This is a genomic window from Streptomyces sp. NPDC050988 (genome assembly GCF_044456225.1).
Taxonomy (GTDB): domain Bacteria; phylum Actinomycetota; class Actinomycetes; order Streptomycetales; family Streptomycetaceae; genus Streptomyces.
In genome coordinates, this window is sequence record NZ_JBITFQ010000003.1 from 367,192 (window position 1) to 382,406 (window position 15,215).

Genomic DNA, 15,215 nt, shown 5'->3' on the forward strand with positions numbered 1-15,215 from the left:
GCACCGGTCCGACACCGGACCGGTCAGCAGTCCGTGCGGTCCTCGGTGAGCGTCCCCTGGACGGTCACCAGCGTTCGGTCGTGGCAACCGCCCGATCCGTACAGCCGGTAGCGCTCGCTGGTCGCGCCGACCGCGTGCCGCTGGTCCCGCGGCACGTTCGCCGTATACGTGGCGTCGCCCGTGTAGCTGTCGTCGAGCCGGGACCACGCCGTGCGCCGACCGCCTCGCGTGTCCTCGACCGCGGCCCGGTCCCCCAGCGACAGCACCGTCCGCAACCGGTCGCCGGCGCCGAGTGTCGTGGTGCCGTCCATGGTGTAGGTGCGGTGCGTCCGGGTCGACTTGGCGGGACCGCGTCCGTCCACGGTGACCGTCTCGTCGTCGGTCCAGGTCCCCTTCAGCGCGTCGGTGTTCTCGCCGTCGGTCCAGCGGTGCACGGAGGTGTTGGCCAGCCTGCGGTCGACGGAGGTCTTCACGCGGCCGTGCGAGGTGTCGACGTACCCGGCCACGGTCAGCCGGTGCCCGGCCACGGTGTCGAGACGGTGCTCCGAACCCGGCGTGTACGTAGAAGAGTTGTCGAGGTCTCCCGCCCTGTGCGCGGTGAGCTTCCCGGTGACGTGTTTGCTCTTGGCGTCCTGCCAGACGAGGACGTTCACCGGGGTGCTCCAGCCGGCCTGTCCCTCGGGAACGCCCACTACGGAGACGTCGATCCGGTGCGGACGGCCGTCGTTGAGCAGCCCTGCGAACGGTGTCAGGTCGTACTCGACGGGCTTGATGTCGAAGGCGCGCGGGCCCGGAATCACGTACCAGAGGAAGGGGTTGGACCAGCCCCCGGTCCACACGGTCGGGAACGGCGCCGCGATGCCCGCGAGCCGGCCGTCGACCTTGATCTGCACCTCACGGTAGGGGCCACCACCGGCCTTGCAGGAGTACGGCGCGGCGTCGGGCACCGTCAGATACCAGTACTCCTCGCAGCCGCCGCCCGACCCTGTGGCGTATACCTCGGCGACGATGCGTTCACTGTTCCGGGGCGTGGTGAGGGTGCCGTCCTGAAGGGTGAGGACGCGGTCGGGGGTCTTCTTCGCAGCGGGCTCACCCTTGTGGAGAGTGCCGGCGGGCTCGCCCTCGTAGAACTCGCCCGCGTAGAAGCTGAGCGTGACCTTGACGTCGATGATGCCCGTGTAGGTGTCGTCTACGACGTTCCCGATGAGCATCTCGACGTCCTGGTCCTCCCGGAACGTGTCGCTGTAGCGCGTGACGTCCTTCTCCACCGACCACTCGATGCCGTCGGGCGAGGGCTGCGGAGTGGACGAACGGAAGACCTCGACTCCGCCGATGTGCAGATAGCCGAGCCGGTCGAACTGCCGCCCCTTGACCTTGCCGTCGAGGCGCAGGACGACCTTGCTCCAGCGGTCGCCGCAGCCTCGTGGTGGTGCGTACGTGCCCTTGTAGGGCGTGAAGTCGCGGAACTGTGCCTCGGCGACGGTGACGTCGCACGACTTGGTGTCCGGTCGGGCGACCGGTGGGGCGGCGGTGACCGGGTCGTGCCAGTCGGTGCCGAACTCGGCAGGCACGTCGGCCGATTGCGCGGGGGCCGCTCCGAGGAGGGTGCTCGCCACGAGGGTCACCCCGGCGAGGGTGGACATGATGATCCGTCTTCTCATGGGCGGTGTTCTACGGGGAGTTGGCCCGGGCCGCAATGCGTTCCCGGGCCACGACGGGCCCCTCGACCGGATCGGTCCCCCTCAGTACGGTGGTGCGACCGGTTGGCGGGGGGACGCTATGGATCGGGAACGGGATCGGGAACGGGACGACGCGCCGCGCGAGTTACCTCGTTTCGCCCTCGGCCCCGTGGCGGGTCTGGCGGCCGTCTTCGCCGCCGTACTGATGGCACTGTCCGGCCGATACGGGTACCACCGCGACGAGTTGTACTTCCTCGCGGCGGGCGATCATCCGGCCTGGGGGTATGTCGACCAGCCGCCGCTGACGCCGTTCCTCGCGCGGACAGCCACCGCGCTGTTCGGGGACTCCACCGTCGCGCTGCGAGTCCCGGCAACGCTCGCCTTCGTGGCCGCCGTCCTCGTGGTCGCCCTCGTCGCACGGGAGTTGGGCGGCGGCCGAAGGACACAGATGGTCGCGGCGGGGCTCGCGGGCGTGTCCGGGCAACCGTTGGGCGTCGGGCACATGGTGTCGACGGCGACCTTCGATCTGCTGGCCTGGCTGTTGATCTGCTGGTTGGTGCTGCGACTGCTGCGCACCGGTGACGGGCGGTGGTGGCTCGCGATCGGTCTGTGCGTCGGGGTCGGTCTGCTGAACAAGTACCTCGTGGCGCTGCTGGTCGTCGCGCTGCTCGCGGGCGTGCTCGCCGTGGGGCCGCGGCGGGTGCTGCGCAGCCCCTGGCTGCTCGCCGGCGCTGCCGTGGCCCTCGCGGTGACCGCGCCCAATCTGTGGTGGCAGGCGGATCACGACTGGCCTCAGTTGACGGTCGCGGAGGGTATCGGCACGGACGACGGGACCGAGAACCGGATCCTGTTCGTGCCCGAGCAACTCATCTATCTGTCCCCGCTGTTCGTGCCGGTGTGGGTCGCCGGCTGGCTGCGGCTCTGGCGCGATCCGGTCCTGCGCTGGGCTCGTCCGGCAGCGGTCGCGTACCCGCTGCTGTGCGTGCTGGTCGTGGCCCTGGGCGGCAAGGGGTACTACGTCGTTCCGCTGCTGATCGTGCTGCTCGTGGCGGGCTGCGAGCCGGCTCTGGCCTGGACGCGGCGGCACGGCCGTACGTGGCCCGTGGTGGCCGTGATCGTGACCGTCGCGGTCAACTCGATGGTCACCCTGCCCATACTGCCGCCGAGTTCGCTCGTCGTGCCGATGGCGCTCAACAAGGAGCAGGGCGAGCAGGTGGGTTGGCCCGCGCTGGCCGACGCTGCCGCGGTGGGCTGGTCCGCGATTCCCGCGGGTGAGCGGGCGCGTGCCGTGGTCTTCACGCAGAACTATGGCGAGGCGGGCGCCCTGGACCGCTACGGCCCCGCGCGCGGGCTGCCTCGGCCCTACTCCGGCCATATGAGCTACGCCGACTGGGGCCCTCCGCCGGACTCGGCCGACGGACCGGTGCTCGTCGTCCGGCAGGAGGACGCGGACGGCATCGAGCGGTACTTCACCGACTGCCGTCGGGTCGCGCGCGTGGACAACGGCTACGGGGTGGAGAACGAGGAACAGGGCGCGGCCGTGATGTTGTGCTCGGGGACGACGCAGCCTTGGTCGCGGTTGTGGCCGTCTCTTCGCCACTACTACTGAGGGCTCTCGGATACTTGAGGGCTCGCAGCGAGCTACTGAGGGCGCGCGGTGGCCGGTGACGGGCGGTCAGGCGGCCTTGAGGTTGGCCTTGTCACCCATCACCACGACCGGTTTCTGGTCCGGGTCGAGGGTGCGCAACAGATACTCCATGCCGGACTTGGGCAGGCTCACACAGGCCGACGTACCGCTGCCGTGGTCCATATGCAGCCAGATGCTGCCGCCCTTGGACTGGCCCTGGGGACGGGTCGGGTCGTTCGGTGACGTCCCCTTGACGCGGTTGTAGTCGATGGCGATGACGTAGTCGAAGTCGTTCCAGTGCGACTTGGCCCAGTAGTGCGGGGCCTGGAAGCCCGCCGACTCGGTGTACCGAAGCTTGGCACCCGGGTCGGCGAGGACGCCTCCCGCGTCGCTGAGCGTGAACACCCCGACGGGGCTGCGCTTGTCGTTCTCGCGGTGGTTGGTCGTCCAGCCCTTCTTGCCGTTGTGGCCCTTCCAGCTGCGGGTCTTGTCCCAGGTGGAGCCGGACTTGGTGTAGAGGACGATCGTGGAGTCCGCCGAGTTCTCGCCCTCTCCGTAGACGGCCACGACCTGGCGGGAGCCCGAGGGGATCTGCTTCTGCAGCTTGTCGCCGACGTCGGGGATCGTCTTGAGGTCGACGGTGCGCGCCTGCTCGGACCCGGTCCGGTCGTCCGCCTGTCCGTCGCTGTTCTTCCCGCTCCCGCCGTCCGAACCGCCGCAGGCCGCCAGGGACATCAGAAGCGCACCGGACACCGCGGCCACGGCCGTCGTGCGCATCGCACCGCCTGTTCGCGTCGCACCGCCTATTCGCATCGGTCCATCGTCGCACCACGATCCGGACGATTGCGTCCGGCCCCATGGCTTCCGGTCGATATGCGGGCGGTCCGGACCGAATCTTTGCCTCGCGGCGGAAAACCGTTTGCCTGCGGACACGCTGTGACGCGAACCTTTCACGGTTTGTTGCCTCCCCCACTCCGTTCAACGAGCCCCCTGGGACGTCATGCAGATTCAAGACCTTCCGTATCCCGACCCGGGTGTGCCCGACGCACGCTCGGGGCCCCGGTTCCTGGTGTGGCTCGGCCGGAATCAGCTCGGCGGACAGGCGAAGGCCCTGGCCTGGGGTCTGCTGCACTTCCTGTCCGTGTCCGGACTGCCCTTCTGTGTGGGCTTCGCCGTCCAGGCCGTCGTGGACCGCTCCGGTGCGCGCCTCGGCATGGCGGGCGGGCTGATCGCGCTGTGCGGGCTCGGCATCGCGCTGGGCGACACCATGCTCCACCGGGCCGCGGTCACCAACTGGATCACCGCTGCCGCGCGCGTCCAGCAGCTCCTGGCGCGCAGGACCGCCCTGCTGGGCTCCGCGCTGACGCGGCGCGTGGCGGCCGGTGAGATCGTCGCGGTCTCGACCGGTGACGTGGAGAAGATCGGCTGGTTCGTGGAGGCCGTGTCGCGGTTCACCGCGGCCGCGGTCACCATCGTGCTCGTCTGTGTCGCCCTGGTCGTCTACCAGCCGGCGCTCGGCGTCGTCGTCGCCGTGGGTGTGCCCGTCCTGGCGCTCGCGGTGCTGCCGCTGCTGCCCCGGGCGACCCGGCGCGCCGACATCCAGCGCGAGAAGGCGGGACACGCCACCGAGCTGGCCTCGGACACCGTGGCGGGTCTGCGCGTGCTGCGCGGCATCGGCGGCGAGGAGCTGTTCCTCGACCGGTACCGGCGCGCCTCGCAGGAGGTCCGGCACGCGGCCGTGCGCAGCGCCCGTATGTGGGCACTGATCTCCGCGGTCCAGGTGCTGCTGCCCGGGCTGCTGTTGATCGTCGTCGTCTGGCACGGCGTGAACCTGGCCCGCGACGGCAGGATCACCGTCGGCGAACTGGTCACCGTGTACAGCGCCGTCATGCTCCTCACCTATCCGCTCCGTCACTTCGAGGAGATCGCGATGGCCTACTCCTTCTCCCGGCCGTCCGCGAAACGCGCCGCCCGGGTGCTGTCGCTGGAGCGGGCGACGGACGGCGAGGGCTCGCGCGAGGCCGTCGTACCGGCCGGCGATCTGTACGACCCGGCGACCGGGCTGCTCGCTCCCACCGGACGGCTCACCGCCGTGGTGTGCGGTGACCCGGACGCGGCGGGTGTGCTGGCGGAGCGGCTCGGCGGTCACGCGGCGGACTCCTCGGAGCTGCCGTCGGCGCTCGTCGGCGGCGTGCCGCTGGACGAGCTGCCGCTCGACTCCGCCCGTAGCGCCGTACTCGTCCAGGACAAGGACCCGGTGCTGCTCTCCGGCACCCTGCGCGAACTGCTCGACGTACCCGCCTCCGGGGACGTCAGTGCCGAGGAGGCACTGGCCGCCGCGCAGTGCGGCGACGTCCTGGACGCGCTCGCCCAGGGGTCGCTGGACGCCGACGACCCGATGGACGCCCGGATCACCGAACGCGGCCGCTCCCTTTCGGGCGGCCAGCGCCAGCGTCTCGCGCTGGCCCGGTCCCTGATCACGGACCCGGAGGTACTCGTCCTGGACGAACCGACGTCCGCGGTCGACTCGCACACCGAGGCACGCATCGCCGACGGCATCCGCTCCCTGCGCCAGGGCCGTACGACGGTGGTGTTCACCTCGTCGCCGCTGCTCCTGGACCACGCGGACCGGGTCGTACTCGTCCACGAGGACGAGGTCGCGGCGGTCGGCGTACACCGCGAGCTGCTGCACAGCGAGCCCCGGTACCGGGCCGTGGTGACGCGTGAGACCGACGACGAGGCCGCCGCCCACGAACTGGGCCACCTGCCAGAACTGGAAGAAATCGAGGAAACCGCATGATCGGCGTGGCGCCACCGGCCTACGACCCGGCGGCCCCGACGACCGCAGAGACCCTGCCCGTCGGCGCCCCCGCGACCGTACGCGCCTACGTGGCCGAACTGTTCCGACGGCATCGCCGTGCCTTCCTCCTGCTCATCACCGTCAACACGGTCGCTGTCGTCACCTCGATGGTGGGCCCCTACCTGCTGGGTTCGCTCGTCCAGCGCGTCTCCGACGGCACGGCGGCGGCACGCGAACTGCACCTGGAGCGCACCGCCGCGCTGTTCGTCCTCGCCCTCGTCGTCCAGGCCGTGTTCGTACGCCAGGTGCGGCTGCGGGGCGCGATGCTCGGCGAGCGGATGCTGGCCGACCTGCGCGAGGACTTCCTCGTACGGTCGGTGGGGCTGCCGCCGGGCGTTCTGGAGCGGGCCGGGACGGGGGATCTGCTGTCCCGGATCACCACGGACATCGACCGGCTGGCCAACGCCATGCGCGAGGCCGTGCCGCAGCTGGCCATCGGTGTGGTGTGGGTGGCACTGCTGCTCGGCGGTCTCGCCGTGACCGCGCCGCCGCTCGCGCCCGCCGTGCTGGTCGCCGTCCCGATCCTGGCGGTCGGCTGCCGCTGGTACTTCAAGCGCGCGCCGTCCGGCTACCGCTCCGAGGCCGCCGGTTACGCCGCCGTGGCCGCCGTGCTCTCGGAGACCGTGGACGCCGGCCGCACCATCGAGGCGCACCGCCTGAGCGAGCGCCGCATCGGGCTGTCGGACCGGCGGGTCCAGGAGTGGACCGCCTGGGAGCGGTACACCCTGTGGCTGCGCTCGGTGCTCTTCCCGGTCATCAACCTCACCCACGTCACGGTCCTCGGCTCGGTCCTGATGATCGGCGGGTACTTCGTCCTCCAGGGCTGGATCGGGGTGGGGCAGCTGACGACGGGCGCCCTGATCGCGCAGATGCTCGTCGACCCGGTGGGTTTGATCCTGCGCTGGTACGACGAGCTCCAGGTGGCCCAGGTCTCGCTGGCCCGGCTGGTCGGCGTCCGCGACATCGAGCCGGACGCCGGTGACGCGTCGCTGGCCCCCGACGGCCGGGACGTGCACGCCGACGACGTGCACTTCGGCTACCGCGCGGGCGTCGACGTACTGCGCAAGGTCACCCTGGAGGTCGCGCCGGGCACCCGGCTGGCCCTGGTCGGCCCGTCCGGCGCGGGCAAGTCCACGCTGGGCCGACTGCTGGCCGGGATCTACGCACCCCGGGCCGGCCGGATCACGCTGGGCGGCGCCGAACTGTCCCGGATGTCCGCCGAACGGGTCCGCTCCCATGTGGCACTGGTCAACCAGGAACACCACGTGTTCGTGGGCGCCCTGCGCGACAACCTGCTGCTCGCCCGCACGGAGGCCGACGACGCCGAGCTGTGGGCCGCGCTCGGAGCGGTCGACGCCGACGGCTGGGCGCGGGCGCTGGACGACGGTCTGGACACCGAGGTCGGCTCTGGCGGGCTCGCCCTCACTCCGGCCCAGGCGCAGCAGATCGCGCTCGCCCGGCTGGTGCTCGCCGATCCGCACACACTGGTCCTGGACGAGGCCACCTCGCTCCTCGACCCGCGCGCGGCCCGGCATCTGGAGCGCTCCCTGGCCCGCGTCCTGGACGGCCGCACCGTGGTCGCCATCGCCCACCGGCTGCACACCGCCCATGACGCGGACGTCATCGCGGTCGTCGAGAACGGCCGCATCAGCGAGCTGGGCAGCCATGATCAACTGGTCGCCGCGGACGGCGCGTACGCGGCCCTGTGGCGGTCCTGGCACGGGTGAGCGGGCGCTACCCCGGGTGTGAGCGGGCACTGCCCCGGGTCGGCCTCCGCGCGGGCCGACCCGGGGCCGCTCCGAGGTCCGCACATAAGCGGGGCGGGGTCGCGCAAGGGCGTGCTCCCCGGCCCGGCCCGTTCCCACCGCTGGTGAGAGGGCCGGAGTCTCCCGCCGGGTCCCGTGCCGTTGCGCGGTGTCGAAGAGGGGTGGAAGGGTGGATGTCGGCACCGGCTCGGGGAACGCCCGGGAACCGCCTGGTTCCGCACGTTCCGTACGCCGTACAGGCGAGGCCTGGGCCGAGCGGCCCGCGCACCCGCCGCCGAACACGGTGACAGCAGGCCGGCCCGCACCACCTGGAGGTACCCGTGGACAGCGCCGACGGTTGGGGAGACGACGTCTACCAGCCCGACGGATCCGAGGTTCAGGACGACGCGGGGCTGCTCGACGCCGAGGACACCCTTGAATCCGACGGCGTGAATGATCCTCTGGACCGGGGCTGGTCACCACCGGAGCGACCGTGGGCGGTGGAGCGCAACGATGTGACCGCATCCGAACGGCATCGCGGCGAGACCCTGGACGAGCGCCTCCTGGAAGAGGTCCCGGAGATCGCGGAGCCGGACGGCGACGGCATCGGAGACTGCCCGGACTCGGATGGCGAACCCCTGGACAACGAGGTGGGCGACCTCCGATCCGGCCGTCTCGTGGCGCCGAACGAAGGAGCGCACGAGGATGGGGAGAGCGGCCTGATCGCCACCGACGTGGGCATCGACGGCGCCGCGGCCTCGGCGGAAGAGGCCGCCATGCACATCGTCGACGAGGACTCCCCGTACGGCTGACGGGGCTGGTCCCGTCGTCTCCCCCGACCTGTCCGCGCACCCCCTCCCCAGGCAAGGAGCACTCATGCAGCAGGACAAGCAGCCCGACTACCACCCCGTGGTTTTCCGTGACCGCGCCGCCGGATACGCCTTCCTCACCCGGTCCACCGCGACCAGCGACCGGACGATCGACTGGGACGACGGCGAGACGTACCCCGTCGTGGACGTGGAGATCTCTTCCGAGAGCCACCCCTTCTACACGGGCAAGGCCCGGACCGTGGACACCGAGGGCCGGGTCGCACAGTTCGAGAAGCGGTACGGCAAGGGGAGCCAGGACCAGTCGCCGGGCGGGGGCGACGCGGCCTGATCGTGCCTGGGGGCGAGTGTCGGGCTGTGGGGGGACGGCCCTCGCTCAGCCATCGCCGTCGAGGGACGGCGCTCGCCCAGCGGTCGCGGTCGTTCAGATGAAGTTGAGAGCGGCCGCGCAGCCCACTCCGCCGAGCAGCATGAACGCCGGCATCAGGACCTTCAGCTCGACCCAGCTGCCCGCCCGGAAGCGCATCGCCTTGGGCGGTCCGATCGGGTACCAGCGCTTGCGGCCGACCGGGATCGGCCACAGTATCGGGCAGCCCGACACCGTCAACGCGTCCCCGATGTCGTGCACCAGCGCGCCGAGCAGGATCGGCAGTCCGAGCCACAGGTACTCCTGGCCCGGCGCCGTGAACAGCCAGTCGGCGCCGTTGCCGGGCTTGTCCAGCACTCCCGCGAGGATCCAGGCACTCGTCGCGGCCAGCAGCCACACCAGGATGTCGGCGCTGGAGCCGCGAGTCGCCCGCCAGAGCAGGCCCTCGATCGCGAGCACTATGTGCACGAAGAGGAGTGCCAGGACTCCCCAGCGGCCTCCCGTGATCGCGATGGCCGAGGCCCCGGCGCCGATCATCACCGCCCACAGCCAGGTGTGCGTCAGGGTGCGGTGCCCGCCGGAGCGACGCGGGTCGCCCGCCTTCTTCGTCCCCTTGTAGACGGCGTAGGAAAGCTTGTCGACGATCTCGCACAGCCCTCGCGAGACGGGTCCGAAGGCCCGCGAGATGGTCGCCGCCTTGTGGTCCAGATCCGGGGCAAGCGCCGCGCCCGCGCAGATCAGCGCGCCGACCAGGAGAACCGGCCAGGGCATCGTGTGTCCCGTGGCGGCCGCCGCGGCTCCGACGCCCAGCCAGGCCGCCGCTCCCGACAGTGAGTGTGCTGGTCCCATCATCGCCGTACCCCGCCCCATTCCACTTGTACTGACAGCCAGTTGCCCAGGCGCGCTGACGCTCCGTCGGCGCCACAGCGTAGCGTTCGTGATCTTCCGTCCCGCAGCCGATTCCCCCCTCAAGGGCGTTCACAGGCAAGATGGGTGCGTGACCCTTATCGATCAGCTGCCGAAGACCGCAGATCCCGACGCCCTCTACGAAGCCTTCGAGTCGTGGGCCGGGGAACGCGGTCTCACGCTCTACCCCCACCAGGAGGAGGCGCTGATCGAGGTGGTTTCGGGTGCGAACGTGATCGTTTCGACGCCCACCGGTTCCGGCAAGAGCATGATCGCCGCGGGTGCGCACTTCGCGGCGCTCGCGCGGGACGAGGTCACCTTCTACACGGCGCCGATCAAGGCACTCGTCTCGGAAAAATTCTTCGAGCTGTGCAAGATGTTCGGCACCGAGAACGTCGGCATGCTGACCGGCGACGCGTCCGTGAACTCCGACGCGCCGGTCATCTGCTGCACTGCCGAGGTCCTCGCGTCCATCGCGCTGCGCGACGGCAAGCGGGCCGATGTCGGCCAGGTCGTGATGGACGAGTTCCACTTCTACGCCGAGGGCGACCGCGGCTGGGCGTGGCAGATCCCGATCCTCGAACTGCCGCAGGCCCAGTTCATCCTGATGTCGGCGACGCTCGGCGACGTCTCGATGTTCGAGGAGGACCTGACCCGGCGCACCGGCCGTCCCACCTCGGTCGTCCGCTCGGCGACCCGGCCCGTGCCCCTCTCCTACGAGTACAAGCTGACGCCGCTCACGGAGACGCTCACCGAACTCCTGGAGACCAAGCAGGCGCCCGTCTACATCGTGCACTTCACGCAGGCGCAGGCCGTGGAGCGGGCACAGGCGCTGATGAGCATCAACATGTGCACGCGCGAGGAGAAGGACCAGATCGCCGAGCTGATCGGCAACTTCCGCTTCACCACCAAGTTCGGCCGCAATCTCTCCCGTTACGTACGGCACGGCATCGGTGTGCACCACGCCGGCATGCTGCCCAAGTACCGGCGCCTGGTGGAGAAGCTGGCGCAGGCCGGTCTGTTGAAGGTCATCTGCGGCACCGACACCCTCGGTGTCGGCGTCAACGTGCCCATCCGCACCGTGCTGTTCACGGCTCTGACGAAGTACGACGGCACCCGGGTGCGGACGCTGCGCGCGCGGGAGTTCCACCAGATCGCGGGGCGTGCCGGACGGGCGGGCTTCGACACGGCCGGCTTTGTCGTGGCACAGGCTCCCGAGCATGTCGTGGAGAACGAGAAGGCTCTCGCCAAGGCGGGCGACGACCCGAAGAAGCGTCGCAAGGTGGTGCGCAAGAAAGCGCCGGAAGGCTTCGTCGCCTGGACGGAGAACACGTTCGCGAAACTGATCTCGTCCGATCCGGAACCGCTGACCTCGCGCTTCCGGGTCACACACACGATGCTCCTGTCGGTGATCGCCCGGCCCGGCAACGCCTTCGCCGCGATGCGGCATCTCCTGGAGGACAACCACGAGCCGCGCAAGCAGCAACTGCGGCACATCCGGCGGGCGATCGCCATCTACCGTTCGCTCCTCGACGGCGGAGTCGTGGAGAAGCTCGACGAGCCGGACGCCGAGGGGCGCATCGTGCGCCTCACCGTCGACCTGCAGCAGGACTTCGCCCTCAACCAGCCGCTGTCGACCTTCGCGCTGGCCGCGTTCGAGCTCCTGGAGCCCGAGTCGCCTTCGTACGCCCTGGACATGGTGTCCGTCGTGGAGTCCACGCTGGACGATCCGCGGCAGATCCTCGCCGCCCAGCAGAACAAGGCCCGCGGCGAGGCCGTCGCGGCGATGAAGGCGGACGGCGTCGAGTACGAGGACCGCATGGAGCGGCTCCAGGACGTGTCGTACCCCAAGCCGCTGGAAGAGCTGCTCTTCCACGCGTACAACACCTACCGCAAGAGCCATCCCTGGGTGGGCGACCATCCTCTCTCCCCGAAGTCCGTCATCCGTGACATGTACGAACGGGCCATGTCCTTCACGGAGTTCGTGTCCTTCTACGAGCTTGCCCGCACCGAGGGCATCGTCCTCCGTTACCTGGCAAGCGCCTACAAGGCTCTCGACCACACCGTCCCGGACGACCTGAAGTCGGACGACCTGGAGGACCTGATCGCCTGGCTCGGCGAGATGGTCCGACAGGTCGACTCCAGCCTCCTCGACGAGTGGGAGCAGCTCGCCAACCCGGAGGTGATGACGGCCGAGGAGGCCCAGGAACGGGCCGACCAGGTCAAACCCGTCACCGCCAACGCCCGTGCCTTCCGGGTTCTCGTCCGCAACGCCATGTTCCGCCGCGTCGAGCTCGCCGCCCTCGACCACGTCCGGGAACTCGGCGAGATGGACAGCGAGTCCGGCTGGGACGCCGACGCCTGGGGCGAGGCGATGGACAAGTACTGGGACGAGTACGACGACCTCGGTACCGGCCCCGACGCGCGCGGACCCAAGTTGCTGCTCATCGAGGAGGAGCCGCAGAACGGACTGTGGCGCGTTCGCCAGGCCTTCGCCGACCCGAACGGCGATCATGACTGGGGCATCAGCGCGGAGATCGACCTGGCGGCCTCGGACGCCGAGGGCCGTGCCATCGTCAAGGTCACCGACGTCGGCCAGCTGTGAGCACAGGAGAACGCGACACATGACGAATCCAGCGGAGCGACTCGTCGACCTGCTCGACCTGGAGCAGATCGAGGTCAACATCTTCCGTGGCCGCAGCCCGCAGGAGTCCCTGCAACGGGTCTTCGGCGGGCAGGTGGCAGGCCAGGCCCTGGTCGCAGCCGGCCGCACCACGGACGGCGAACGCCCCGTGCACTCGCTGCACGCGTACTTCCTGCGCCCGGGCCGCCCGGGCGTGCCGATCGTGTACCAGGTCGAACGGGTCCGCGACGGCCGGTCGTTCACCACGCGTCGCGTCACCGCCGTGCAGCAGGGCCGCACGATCTTCAATCTGACCGCCTCCTTTCACAAGCCAGAGGAAGGGAGCTTCGAGCACCAGCTGCCGCCGGCCCGTGAGGTCCCCGATCCCGAGTCGCTCCCGACCGTCACTCAGGAGATCAAGGAGCATCTGGGCGCGCTCCCCGAGACGTTGGAGCGCATGGCCAGGCGCCAGCCCTTCGACATCCGCTACGCGGACCGGCTGCGCTGGACCCCCGAGGAGATCGAGCACGCCGAACCGCGCAGCGCCGTGTGGATGCGTGCCGTCGGTCCCCTGGGCGACGACCCGCTGGTCCACACCTGCGCGCTCACCTACGCGAGCGACATGACGCTCCTGGACGCCGTCCGCATCCCGGTGGAACCTCTCTGGGGCCAGCGCGGTTTCGACATGGCGTCCCTGGACCACGCGATGTGGTTCCACCGGCCGTTCCGCGCCGACGAGTGGTTCCTGTACGACCAGGAGTCACCGATCGCGACGGGTGGCCGGGGGCTGGCCCGGGGCCGGATCTACGATCTTGAGGGACGTCTGCTCGTCTCGGTCGTCCAGGAGGGACTGTTCCGCAAGCTCGAGGGCTGATCCAGCCGAGGTCAGGCGTTTCTGCGGCGCAGCCAGCCGAGGAGACGTCGAGGGCGTTCCTGTTCGTCGATCGTCTGCCGTGCTTCGGCCCGGTGCCGCACTCCTGTCAACTGCCGTACGTCGGCGTGTTCCTGCAGTCCTGCCGGGCGCCGTACACCGGCCGACCGGAAGGCCTCGGTCGGCTGCCGCACGTCACCGGACTGTCGCCGCTCCTCGATCAACCGTCGCCGCTCCTCGATCAGTTCTGATCGTTCCCGACTCGCGACCGGAGTCGGAGGCTTCGGTGTCGGTCGCGGCGCCCGACGGTGTGCGCGTGCCTCTTGCAGAGTGTTGGCCAGATCGGACCGGAGCCAGCTGATCTCGTCGGGGTCCTCCGCCGTCATGATCCGTGCGGCGATGTGTGCGGCGGGCGAGTCGGGCGCGCCGTGCGTGGTCCGTTCCGGATCGAAGCGGCTCATGTAGGCCCGTTCGTACGGATCGGCGACGATCTCCGCGACCTGCGCGGGATCGAGCAGTGAGGCGACTGCCGCGGCACGGGCCCAGGGATCCTCGGTCTGCCGCAGCAGGAAGCCCACGTGGCGCCCTCGCCAGTTCCGGGCCCTCAAGTCCAGGCCCGCGTCCAGTTGATCGCGCAACCCTTCGGGTGTACGCCCGTTCAACAGCGGAGCGTTCTCATCGGCCTCGGCGAACTGCCGCAGTTCTTCTGCCAGGTACAGCCAGACGACGGCCCTGTAGCGGTTCAAGTAGAACTTGACGGGCACGACGAATCCCAGGCGCGCGAACCTTGTGAACCGGGCCGCCGTCACATCCATGAGAGCCGCGCCCTCCGACGTACCGACCGCCTCGACGCGTTTCTTCAATCCGTCCGGGAACCCGTCCTCGGACATCACCCGATCGATCTCCGCTCGGGCCACGCGACGGCCTCCGCCGCCTTCGTCCGGGACGGTTCGGATGCAACCGAGTCGTACGGCGAGGTCGAACTCGCCTCGTTTGAGCCCCAGCTCTCGTGCCGCGCGGCTCTGTGCGAGTGTCTGCCGGGCCGCCGTGACGACGGCCTGATTCGCGCCGCCGACGGTGGCGTTCGCAGGAGCGGCAGCGGTGTTCACGCCGGGCGTGACGGGCTGTGTGATGGTGTTGCCGGACATGGTGGTTCTCCCCCGTAGCAGCGGTGTGCGCTTGCGTGCGCTTGCTTCGAGAAAAACCGTAGCCGGTTCGCCGCGACTCCCGCCGAGCCTGTGGATAACTCTGGCGGCAGAGCGTTTGTGCAGGTCAGAGATCGATCGAGGATGAGTGTTCCGGCTGGCGGGCATCGATGTGGAGGTGTTCGCCGACGCGGTTGACGAGCAGCGTCATCTCGTACGCGACCTGGCCGATGTCGGCCTCCGCCGCGCTGAGCACGCACAGGCAGCTGCCGGTACCGGCGGCCGTGACGAAGAGCACGGCGTCGTCGAACTCGATCATCGTCTGGCGCACGCGGCCCGCGCCGAAGTGCCGGCCCGACCCCTTGGCGAGGCTGTGCAGGCCCGAGGAGACGGCGGCGAGATGCTCGGCGTCCTCCCGCCTGAGCCCTGTGCTCGCCCCGGTCACCAGGCCGTCGTTCGACAGCACCAGCGCGTGTCGTACGTGCTCCACACGCTGGGTGAGGTCGTCCAGCAGCCAGCCAAGTCCCTGGTTCTCAGCCATGATCCGTCTCCCCGTGGATATGTG

General features: G+C 70.1%; 12 protein-coding genes. 7 read left to right on the plus strand and 5 right to left on the minus strand.

Annotated elements, in window-relative coordinates:
• Positions 1–23: 23 nt before the first annotated feature.
• Positions 24–1,661, minus strand: coding sequence for a peptide-N4-asparagine amidase (locus ACIBEI_RS09890; protein WP_398886940.1), 1,638 nt, complete (start codon positions 1,659–1,661; stop codon positions 24–26).
• Positions 1,662–1,779: 118 nt separating this feature from the next.
• Between ACIBEI_RS09890 and ACIBEI_RS09895 the strand changes: the two genes are divergently transcribed.
• Entirely contained in the window at positions 1,780–3,288 is a 1,509-nt protein-coding gene (locus ACIBEI_RS09895; RefSeq protein ID WP_398886942.1) for a glycosyltransferase family 39 protein, read from the plus strand.
• Between the two features lie 66 nt (positions 3,289–3,354).
• On the opposite strand, the gene ACIBEI_RS09900 is transcribed toward ACIBEI_RS09895, so the two are convergent.
• Positions 3,355–4,083, minus strand: coding sequence for a hypothetical protein (locus tag ACIBEI_RS09900; RefSeq protein ID WP_398886944.1), 729 nt, complete (start codon positions 4,081–4,083; stop codon positions 3,355–3,357).
• 223 nt (positions 4,084–4,306) lie between these two features.
• Between ACIBEI_RS09900 and ACIBEI_RS09905 the strand changes: the two genes are divergently transcribed.
• The 4 genes from ACIBEI_RS09905 (at position 4,307) to ACIBEI_RS09920 (ending at position 9,069) form a co-directional block, all read left to right on the plus strand.
• Complete coding sequence (locus ACIBEI_RS09905; RefSeq protein ID WP_398886945.1) at positions 4,307–6,106, plus strand: ABC transporter transmembrane domain-containing protein; 1,800 nt, start codon at positions 4,307–4,309, stop codon at positions 6,104–6,106.
• The gene (locus ACIBEI_RS09910) at positions 6,103–7,893 is read left to right on the plus strand and encodes an ABC transporter ATP-binding protein (RefSeq protein ID WP_398886947.1); all 1,791 of its coding nucleotides are present in this window, start codon (positions 6,103–6,105) and stop codon (positions 7,891–7,893) included. The genes ACIBEI_RS09905 and ACIBEI_RS09910 overlap by 4 nt, the downstream gene beginning before the upstream one ends.
• Before the next feature lie 359 nt (positions 7,894–8,252).
• The gene (locus tag ACIBEI_RS09915; protein WP_398886948.1) at positions 8,253–8,723 is read left to right on the plus strand and encodes a DUF5709 domain-containing protein; all 471 of its coding nucleotides are present in this window, start codon (positions 8,253–8,255) and stop codon (positions 8,721–8,723) included.
• 64 nt (positions 8,724–8,787) lie between these two features.
• Positions 8,788–9,069: a type B 50S ribosomal protein L31 gene (locus ACIBEI_RS09920; protein WP_398886950.1), complete on the plus strand. Its 282-nt coding sequence runs from the start codon at positions 8,788–8,790 to the stop codon at positions 9,067–9,069.
• A gap of 93 nt (positions 9,070–9,162) precedes the next feature.
• Here ACIBEI_RS09920 and ACIBEI_RS09925 read toward each other — a convergent pair whose 3' ends face one another.
• Positions 9,163–9,957 carry a metal-dependent hydrolase gene (locus ACIBEI_RS09925; RefSeq protein ID WP_189843756.1) on the minus strand — a complete coding sequence of 265 codons (795 nt, stop codon included), beginning with the start codon at positions 9,955–9,957 and terminating at the stop codon, positions 9,163–9,165.
• 145 nt (positions 9,958–10,102) lie between these two features.
• On the opposite strand from ACIBEI_RS09925, the gene ACIBEI_RS09930 reads away from it, so the two are divergent.
• Together ACIBEI_RS09930 and ACIBEI_RS09935 are read left to right on the plus strand one after the other, a co-directional pair.
• The gene (locus ACIBEI_RS09930; protein ID WP_398886953.1) at positions 10,103–12,616 is read left to right on the plus strand and encodes a DEAD/DEAH box helicase; all 2,514 of its coding nucleotides are present in this window, start codon (positions 10,103–10,105) and stop codon (positions 12,614–12,616) included.
• Between the two features lie 19 nt (positions 12,617–12,635).
• On the plus strand, positions 12,636–13,508 hold the full coding sequence (locus ACIBEI_RS09935; RefSeq protein WP_143633072.1) for an acyl-CoA thioesterase II: 873 nt from the start codon (positions 12,636–12,638) through the stop codon (positions 13,506–13,508).
• An 11-nt stretch (positions 13,509–13,519) separates the two neighbouring features.
• Here ACIBEI_RS09935 and ACIBEI_RS09940 read toward each other — a convergent pair whose 3' ends face one another.
• Both ACIBEI_RS09940 and ACIBEI_RS09945 read right to left on the minus strand, forming a co-directional pair.
• Positions 13,520–14,653: a DUF6397 family protein gene (locus ACIBEI_RS09940; RefSeq protein WP_398886954.1), complete on the minus strand. Its 1,134-nt coding sequence runs from the start codon at positions 14,651–14,653 to the stop codon at positions 13,520–13,522.
• A 124-nt stretch (positions 14,654–14,777) separates the two neighbouring features.
• Positions 14,778–15,191 carry a roadblock/LC7 domain-containing protein gene (locus ACIBEI_RS09945; RefSeq protein WP_359935789.1) on the minus strand — a complete coding sequence of 138 codons (414 nt, stop codon included), beginning with the start codon at positions 15,189–15,191 and terminating at the stop codon, positions 14,778–14,780.
• Between the last annotated feature and the right edge of the window lie 24 nt (positions 15,192–15,215).